This is a genomic window from Bacillus sp. MBGLi79 (assembly GCF_002953915.1).
In genome coordinates this window covers 5,700-9,917 of sequence record NZ_CP026521.1, presented here as the reverse complement: position 1 = coordinate 9,917, position 4,218 = coordinate 5,700, and the positions used below count along the sequence as shown (strand labels likewise).

Annotated in this window: 3 protein-coding genes, 1 pseudogene and 1 other annotated feature; all 4 genes and pseudogenes read right to left on the bottom strand. The window is 46.0% G+C overall.

Annotation, left to right across the window (positions count from 1 at the left end; genetic code table 11):
- A partial coding sequence (gene serS / locus C1T29_RS00050; RefSeq protein WP_208945709.1) for a serine--tRNA ligase occupies positions 1 to 926 on the bottom strand: 926 nt, incomplete at its 3' end.
- Between the two features lie 57 nt (positions 927 to 983).
- Positions 984 to 1,203, bottom strand: a binding site (T-box leader).
- Positions 1,204 to 1,254: 51 nt separating this feature from the next.
- Complete coding sequence (gene pdxT, locus C1T29_RS00045) at positions 1,255 to 1,845, bottom strand: pyridoxal 5'-phosphate synthase glutaminase subunit PdxT (RefSeq protein ID WP_020449772.1); 591 nt, start codon at positions 1,843 to 1,845, stop codon at positions 1,255 to 1,257.
- 21 nt (positions 1,846 to 1,866) lie between these two features.
- Positions 1,867 to 2,751, bottom strand: a complete 885-nt coding sequence (gene pdxS / locus C1T29_RS00040; RefSeq protein ID WP_020449771.1) for a pyridoxal 5'-phosphate synthase lyase subunit PdxS — start codon at positions 2,749 to 2,751, stop codon at positions 1,867 to 1,869.
- A gap of 186 nt (positions 2,752 to 2,937) precedes the next feature.
- Positions 2,938 to 4,212 (bottom strand): annotated as a pseudogene (gene dacA / locus C1T29_RS00035) (D-alanyl-D-alanine carboxypeptidase).
- Positions 4,213 to 4,218 lie beyond the last annotated feature (6 nt).

Sequence of the window (4,218 nt, the reverse complement as noted above, 5' to 3'; positions counted from 1 at the left end):
ACTTTCTCCGCTTGATTTGTCAGCTTTTCAAGCTCTTCATATGAATCCTCAGGCTTCACGAATTTCACCAGTTCAACCTTGTTAAATTGGTGCTGGCGAATTAAACCGCGCGTATCACGGCCAGCTGAGCCTGCTTCTGAACGGAAGCACGCACTGAACGCCGCATAATTGATCGGCAACTCGGCAGCTGACAAAATTTCATCGCGATGCAGGTTCGTAATTGGCACTTCTGCCGTCGGAATTAAGAAATAATCTTCTTCCCTGATTTTAAAGGCATCTTCCTCAAATTTCGGCAGCTGTCCGGTGCCTGTCATGCTTGCGCGGTTCACCATGTACGGCGGGATGACTTCCGTATAGCCGTACTCGTCTACGTGAAGATCAAGCATAAAGTTATACAATGCCCGTTCAAGTCTGGCGCCTAGCCCTTTATAGAAAACGAAACGGCTTCCCGTAACCTTGCCTGCCCGCTCAAAATCAAGAATATCCAACTGATCGGCAATATCCCAATGAGGCTTCGGCTCAAATGAAAATCCGGGGAGTTCGCCCCATTTGCGAACTTCCACGTTGTCGTCTTCAGTCTCACCGACCGGAACAGACTCATGGGGGATATTCGGGATAGACAGCATGATTTTATCAAGTGAAGATTCGACCGTTCTCAGCTCTTCATCAAGTTTTTTAATGTCTTCACCGACTTCGCGCATTTCTTTAATGAGGTGGTCAGCATCTTTTTTCTCGCGCTTTAAAGCGGCAACCTGCTGAGATACCTCATTGCGCTTTCCTTTCAGCTCTTCCACTTTGACGATCAATTCTCTTCTCTTTGTATCCAATTCCTCAAATTGATCAAAATCTGATAAATCTTCTCCTCTGTGGGCAAGCTTTTGTTTGATTTCCTCCAAATTTGCCCGCAGCAGTTTGATATCAAGCATCTGCCTCGCTCCTTTTATACTGATTTGACCGAAAAAAAGAGCCCTTGTCCCCTAAATATAAGGGACGAGAGCTCTCGCGTTGCCACCCTGATTGAAAACAGGCGTCTTCCTCCTGTTTTCCGCTTCATTTTGATAACGGTTCTCCCGTAAATGCCTACTTTGACTGTTCAGCATTTCGCTCAAGGATGGATTCGGACAGCATCTTTCGCCGATTCGCACCAACCATCGGCTCTCTTGGAAAGAGAGGCTTCCTACTGCTTCCTATCAACGCTTTTCGATCTATATTGTCTTATAAATGTACTACAAGTTTTAACAGCTTTCAACCGTTTTATACGACGGCTTCCTGTTTATGCTTTTCCGCCATCTCGACAAATAATTTCGTCATTCTATGGTCATCCGTCAGTTCAGGGTGGAAAGAACAGCCGAGAAGATTTCCTTGTTTGGCAGCGACGATTCTACCGTTGTGCTCCGAAAGCACTTCCACATCTGCGCCCGCTTCCAAAATGTGCGGAGCGCGGATAAATACGCCTGTAAACGGTTCGTCAAGTCCTTTAACGGTTAAATCCGCTTCAAAGCTGTCCACTTGTCTTCCAAAGGAATTCCGTTCGACGGTTACATCCAGAACACCAAGATGGGCATCATTCGCTCCGGCGATATTCTTCGCCAGGATAATCAGCCCAGCACAAGTTCCAAATACCGGCTTTCCGGATGCGGCAAACTCCTGAAGGGGCTTCATAAACTGATACGTATCGATGAGGCGCCTCATCGTCGTGCTTTCCCCTCCCGGCAAAATCAAACCGTCGATTTCCTTTAACTCTTCCGGCCACTTAATGATTTTTCCGGCTGCTCCGCATGCTTCAATTGAGCGAATATGTTCTCTTACTGCTCCCTGAAGTCCAAGTACACCAATTGTCAGCATGTCAATCCGTCTCCTTCGTGTTTACCAGCCGCGCTCTTGCATACGCTGTTCTGGCAGCAGATTTGAGATTTCAATCCCTTTCATCGCAGTTCCAAGCTCTTTTGATAGCTCGGCAATCAGTTTGTAATCCGTGTAATGCGTCGTCGCTTCAACGATTGCTTTCGCGAATTTAGCAGGGTTGTCGGATTTAAAAATACCGGACCCTACGAATACGCCGTCAGCGCCAAGCTGCATCATTAAAGCAGCATCAGCAGGTGTTGCCACACCGCCGGCAGCAAAGTTTACAACAGGAAGGCGTCCTTCGGCTTTAATTTCCTTCAACAGCTCATACGGAGCGCCGAGGTTTTTCGCTTCTGTCATCAGTTCGTCATCGCTCATGCCGACTACTTTGCGCACTTGAGCATTCACCTTTCTCATATGGCGGACAGCTTCCACAATATTGCCCGTACCAGGTTCGCCTTTCGTACGAAGCATTGAAGCTCCTTCTGCGATCCGGCGCGTCGCTTCTCCGAGGTCGCGGCATCCGCATACAAATGGAACGGTAAATTCGTTTTTATTTAAATGAAATTCTTCATCCGCAGGAGTCAAAACTTCACTTTCATCAATATAGTCAACGCCGAGCGCTTCAAGAACACGCGCTTCAACGATATGCCCGATGCGGGCTTTCGCCATAACCGGGATTGAAACAGCGTTCATCACTTCTTCGACAATTGTCGGATCTGCCATGCGGGCAACTCCGCCTGCCGCACGGATATCAGCCGGAACGCGCTCCAGCGCCATGACTGCGACGGCTCCTGCTTCTTCTGCGATTTTTGCTTGTTCGGCATTGACAACGTCCATAATGACGCCGCCTTTCTGCATTTCTGCCATACCGCGTTTTACGCGATCAGTACCTGTTTGAGCCATTTCAAGGATCCCCCTAATCAAAGATTGAATTGTCAGATTTAATCCTATTGTATCCTATAATTCCACAAAATCATATGAAAAACACGAAGATTATTTCTATTTTAATAACAAATTGTTAGGATTGTAAATGGTAATTCTATCTGAATATGACAATAAAGAGCCCTATCAGATAGAGCCCTTTATTGATTAAAACCAGCCGGTTACCATTTCAACAATGCTGTTCCAAATACCGGCAAAAAAGCCGCCGATGCTTCTCATCGTTAAAATAAACCAATTTGCTTTCTCATCATCTTCTTTTGTCACGAGGTTTACACCTGATACATCGCTGCCGAGAAATCCGTAGTCCTTTTCTTCTCCCTTATAGGAGGCCGTCAAGGTACCGACTTTCTCACCTTTTTTAACAGGTGCGGTCAGCTCGTCTTTGTTCAGCGTCACTTTCGCCTTGTAATTCTTTTCTTCACCGTTCTTCACAGGCATTGAAAAGGCTTTTTCCGTTACGACGCCGACTTCAGTTTCTTTCCCTTTGTCGACTGTGACCGTTTCGTTGCCTTTCACTTGTGCGCCTTTTGCGTAAAACTCTTTCATCGTGAAGTTATCAAATGCATAATCAAGCATTTTTTTCGTTTCTTTAAATCGTCCCGTATGAAGGTCGCCTTTCGCATTCATAACGACGGAAATCACTCTCATGCCGTTTCTTTCGGCAGTAGCCGTAAAGCATGATCCGGCAGAGTCCGTTGAGCCGGTTTTCAGCCCGTCCACACCTTTATATTCCTGAACTAGGCCTTTCAGCATAAAGTTCCAGTTCGGCATGTCCATTTCATCGTCTGTGCCTTTTCTGAACTTCGTTTTGGCAATGCTCGCCGTATCGAGGATTTCAGGATAATCGCTTACTAAATGATCGGCAAGGAGCGCCATGTCTCTCGCAGATACTTCATTTTCTTCATTGGCATTTGTTCCGCTCGGATGTTTGCCGTGAAGATCCTTGTTTTCCAAACCTGTAGCATTCACAAATTTGAAATCTTTCATTCCAAGCTCTTTGGCTTTTTTATTCATTAACTCTACGAACTTTGATTCAGAACCGGCAACGATTTCAGAAAGTGCAATAGCCGCCGCGTTTGCAGAGTAAATTGCAGTCGCCTGATAAAGCTCTTTTACAGTGTATTATCCGTCTTTACGAAGAGGAACATTCGATAATGAACGATCTTGGGAAATCTCGTATACATAATCGTCAGGCGTGTACTTCTGATCCCATTTCACTTTGCCTTCGTGAATCGCTTCCAACAGAAGATACTCCGTCATCATTTTGGCCATGCTGGCAACAGGAAGACGCTGATCGGCATTTTTGCTGTACAAAATTTTCCCCGATGAAGCTTCCACCAAGATTGCTGCTTTCGCGTCTACATTAATTGGATCATTTGCGGCTTTTGCTGTCGACATAGGAGAAAATGCACCTACAGTCACGGCAAA